The sequence below is a fragment of the Tabrizicola sp. genome (genome assembly GCF_051645465.1).
In the GTDB taxonomy this organism is placed as follows: Bacteria; Pseudomonadota; Alphaproteobacteria; order Rhodobacterales; family Rhodobacteraceae; genus Tabrizicola.
In genome coordinates, this window is the sequence record NZ_JBOFBI010000062.1 from 1 (window position 1) to 3,165 (window position 3,165).

Here is a 3,165-nt window from a genome sequence, read left to right on the forward strand (position 1 = left end):
TTCGCATAGCCCGACAACGGCCCCACATCATAGAACTGCGCCGCATAGCCCTGCGACAGCCCGGCCCCCCAGCCGAACAGCATCACCCGGAAGTAGGCGAGTATCCCCCCCTCGCCTTCCACGACAACATGCGCCGAAAGCCCGTCCTGCTCGTCCTCCTCCGGGCCAGGATGCGGAAAGGCCGCGCGCCGAAACGCCATGACCCGGTCCATCTCGGCCTTGCCATGCGCGAGCCTTGCCACCAGCCTGCCCTTCCGAAGTGGCTCCAAGCCCTTTTCTCCCACCGGGTCGCACCATACATAGGTCACGCAAAGGAGACCCGACCATGGACAAGATCGTCAAGTCCGATACCGAGTGGAAAGAGCAGCTGAGCGAGCTCGCCTACAAGGTCACCCGGAAGCACGGGACCGAACGGGCTTTCACCCATGACGATTTCCCGAAAGACCCCGGTACATTCCGCTGCATCTGCTGCGACGCTCCGCTCTTCGATCAGAAGACGAAGTTCGACAGCGGCACCGGCTGGCCGTCGTTCTACGCCCCTCTGGACACGGAAATGGTCGGCGAAACCGCAGACAACAGCTGGTTCATGCGCCGCACCGAAGTGCATTGCAACCAGTGCGAGGCGCATCTTGGGCATGTCTTCCCGGACGGCCCCGCGCCCACGGGCCTGCGCTACTGCATCAACGGCGTCGCGTTGCGGTTCGAGCCGTCAGATTGACCCTCGACCTATTCGCCGAGCAGGTCACCGGCCTGCAGGCGACCGAAGCTACCAAGAATCTGCTGGATGAACGACAGGCCCTTGACGTTGGTCTCGGTCACCCGGCGCGAGATTTCGACGACGCGGCCATCTTCCAGGCCAAAGCGCCCGATGTTCTCGACCACGCCCGCTTCGGTGAAATTGATGACCAGGACCTGCCGGTCGATCTCCTGCGGTTCACGCGGGCCCACAAGCTTGTAGCGGCTTTGCACGTAGAACCAGCCGACATCGTTCAGAAGACCCGAGGTCGAGGGGCGGCCGATCTTCTCACCGACCGTATCGCGGGTGTCCGTACCAACCTCGATCAGGGCCAGTTCATCTTCGCTGGGCACATAGCCGTGGTTGCGGAAGACCGGCGAACAGGCCGCGATCGTCGCTACAAGGGCCAGCGTCAGGCAGCCTTTGCGTGACGTCCGGCATGCTGCCAGAAGCGACCGCATCAACCCGAGATTTCTCATGCCTGTCCTCATGCCCGCTGAAACGCCGTGTCCCGACGCGGGTTCTTCAAAACCCTTGGCTTTCCGGATAACAGACTATCAGCCCTCAGTTCAAGAATGGAACGCCACACCAATCGGTGTCCGGCGTATCCGGTGAAAGCCCGCCCATGACCGAATCCGCGACCCCACGCCCCTCTCGCTTCCGAACCGGCGGCCTCAGCCCGCGGAAGCCCACCCGCTTCAGCTATCGCCCCGATGCCGCCGAACGCGCAGCACTGGCGGCCGAGCTTGGTCTTCTCGCCCTCCACGCGCTTGACCTGACGGGCGAGATCGCGCCCGCGGGCCGGGACGAGCTGGTCCTGACCGCGCAACTGAAGGTCCGGGCCGATCAGGCCTGTATCGTCACCCTTGCCCCCGTCCGGGCCGAGATCGACGAGGAGGTGCGCCGGCGCTACGTCGCGGGCCTTGCCGACCCCGAAGGCGACGAGGTCGAGATGCCGGAAGACGACAGCGTCGAACCGATGCCCGAAGTCATCGACCTTGCCGAGATCGCAGCCGAGGCACTTGCGCTGGCCCTGCCCCTTTACCCCCGCGCGCCGGGGGCCGACTTCGGCTCGGCCGTTCATGCTGCAGAGGACGTCAAGGCCCTGACCGATGCTGATCTGAAGCCATTTGCGGGCCTTGCGGACCTTGCCAAGCAGCTTTCCTCCAAGGACAAATCCGGCTCTGGCGAAGGCGGCTGAGGGCCCGCCCAAGACGGCTTTGCGCATGCGAAAAGGGGCTTGCGCTGACCCGAAATCCGAGTATGTTCCGCGCCTCATTCAAGCTGCGAAACAGCGTCCGTTTGCTATTGCCAAAACTGGCAGTCGTGGGACTGGATCGCAAAGGAAATCCGGGGCATGTCCCCACTGCCCAAAGGTTGAGACATGGCTGTCCCGCAGAACCGCACTACGAAGTCCCGCCGGAACATGCGCCGCGCGCATGACGCGCTGGTTGCCGCGAACCCGAACGAATGCGCCAACTGTGGCGAGCTGAAGCGTCCGCACCACGTGTGCAGCGCGTGCGGCCACTATGATTCGCGCGAAGTCGTCTCGATGGCGCGTGAAGTGGATATCGACGAAGACGCGGCGTAAGCCCCGCGTCGCGCGACCGCCCAGATGGCCACCGGCCCCGAGTCTGCGTCTATCACGTCCAACAATCCGGGCTTTGAGCGCGTAGTTATCTCTGTTGATGCCATGGGTGGCGATCAGGGGCCGGCAGCGGTTGTTGCCGGTCTTGCCGATTCGCTGGCACAACACCCCCGCCTCCATGTGATCCTGCACGGCGACGAGGCCACGCTTGGCCCGCTCCTTGCCCGCCACCCGGATTTTGCTGCCCGCGTCACCCTTCGCCATGCCGACCGCGTGGTGACGATGGAGGACAAGCCCGCCCAGGTGATGCGTCACGGGGCCGGAACCTCGATGTGGTCGACGATCGACGCGGTCCGCGAGGGTGAAGCCGCAGCCGCCGTCTCTTGCGGCAACACCGGCGCGCTGATGGCCGTATCGATGATCCGCCTGCGAAAGCTGCCCGGCGTGAACCGCCCCGCTATCGCCTGCCTCTGGCCCTCGCGCAATCCGGGCGGCTTCAACCTGATGCTCGACGTCGGTGCCGATGTTAAGGCGGAAGCTGACGATCTTCTGCAGTACGCGGTCATGGGGGCGTCCTATGCCCGCAACGGCCTTGCGCTGAAGCGGCCGCGGATCGGAATCCTCAATGTCGGCACCGAAGAGCACAAGGGCCGGGCCGAGCTCAAGGAAGCGCATGACCGCATGCCTGCCGTCGCGCTGATCAGCGACTTCGATTATGTGGGTTTCGTCGAAGGCGGCGACCTCCCCTCGAACCGCGTCGACGTGATCGTGACTGACGGCTTTACCGGCAACGTCGCGCTGAAGACGGGCGAAGGCACGGCGAAGCTGATCGCAGACTTCA

Annotated in this window: 5 protein-coding genes and 1 pseudogene; 4 read left to right on the forward strand and 2 right to left on the reverse strand. The window is 64.4% G+C overall.

Features of this window, described 5'->3' with window-relative positions:
- A pseudogene (locus ACRCSW_RS03630) lies at window positions 1–269 on the reverse strand (hypothetical protein); the annotation flags it as partial.
- Window positions 270–325: 56 nt separating this feature from the next.
- Here ACRCSW_RS03630 and msrB point away from each other — a divergent pair.
- Complete coding sequence (gene msrB / locus ACRCSW_RS03635; protein ID WP_438702673.1) at window positions 326–718, forward strand: peptide-methionine (R)-S-oxide reductase MsrB; 393 nt, start codon at window positions 326–328, stop codon at window positions 716–718.
- Between the two features lie 8 nt (window positions 719–726).
- Here msrB and ACRCSW_RS03640 read toward each other — a convergent pair whose 3' ends face one another.
- The gene (locus ACRCSW_RS03640; protein ID WP_438702674.1) at window positions 727–1,215 is read right to left on the reverse strand and encodes an outer membrane protein assembly factor BamE; all 489 of its coding nucleotides are present in this window, start codon (window positions 1,213–1,215) and stop codon (window positions 727–729) included.
- 146 nt (window positions 1,216–1,361) lie between these two features.
- Here ACRCSW_RS03640 and ACRCSW_RS03645 point away from each other — a divergent pair, with 146 nt between their 5' ends.
- The 3 genes from ACRCSW_RS03645 to ACRCSW_RS03655 form a co-directional block, all read left to right on the forward strand.
- Entirely contained in the window at window positions 1,362–1,937 is a 576-nt protein-coding gene (locus ACRCSW_RS03645) for a YceD family protein (RefSeq protein ID WP_438702676.1), read from the forward strand.
- Between the two features lie 183 nt (window positions 1,938–2,120).
- Window positions 2,121–2,327 (forward strand): 50S ribosomal protein L32, encoded by a 207-nt coding sequence (rpmF, locus tag ACRCSW_RS03650; protein ID WP_438702678.1) that lies wholly within the window; start codon window positions 2,121–2,123, stop codon window positions 2,325–2,327.
- A 24-nt stretch (window positions 2,328–2,351) separates the two neighbouring features.
- The coding region (locus tag ACRCSW_RS03655) for a phosphate acyltransferase (RefSeq protein WP_438702680.1) at window positions 2,352–3,165 on the forward strand (814 nt) is incomplete at its 3' end.